This window comes from Dyella sp. ASV21 (assembly GCF_016428975.1).
GTDB lineage: Bacteria > Pseudomonadota > Gammaproteobacteria > Xanthomonadales > Rhodanobacteraceae > Dyella.
Genome location: NZ_JAELTT010000251.1, coordinates 1 through 390, shown reverse-complemented (window position 1 = coordinate 390; position 390 = coordinate 1). Strand labels below are relative to the sequence as shown.

Below are 390 nucleotides of genomic sequence, written 5' to 3'. Positions count from 1 at the left end.
CCCCCCCCCCCCCCCCCCCCCCCCCCCCCCCCCCCCCCCCCCCCCCCCCCCCCCCCCCCCCCCCCCGCTGTCCCCGCAGATCCCGGCATCCGCGATTCGGTCACGGGTCTCCCCCCCCCCCCCCCCCCCCCCCCCCCCAGCCCCATGGGCGGCAGTTCCAGCCGCGCCGCCGCCAGTGCGCTGCGCATCGCCAACACCGTTGGCGCCGCGCTCACCGACCGCCGCGTACTGGGCGACACCGCCACCGGTCCCAGTCTCTTATACACATCTGACGCTGCCGACGACAACGTTCGGGTGTAGATCGCGGGGGTCGCCGGATCATTAAAGAGGGGGGGGGGGGGGGGGGGGGGGGGGGGGGGGGGGGGGGGGGGGGGGGGGGGGGGGGGGGGG

The 390-nt window shown here is 80.5% G+C and carries 1 protein-coding gene; it reads left to right on the top strand.

Annotated features, from left to right (window positions below; genetic code table 11):
* Nucleotides 1-144: 144 nt before the first annotated feature.
* Nucleotides 145-300 carry a hypothetical protein gene (locus JHD67_RS21645; RefSeq protein ID WP_199101194.1) on the top strand — a complete coding sequence of 52 codons (156 nt, stop codon included), beginning with the start codon at nucleotides 145-147 and terminating at the stop codon, nucleotides 298-300.
* The last annotated feature ends 90 nt before the right edge of the window (nucleotides 301-390 follow it).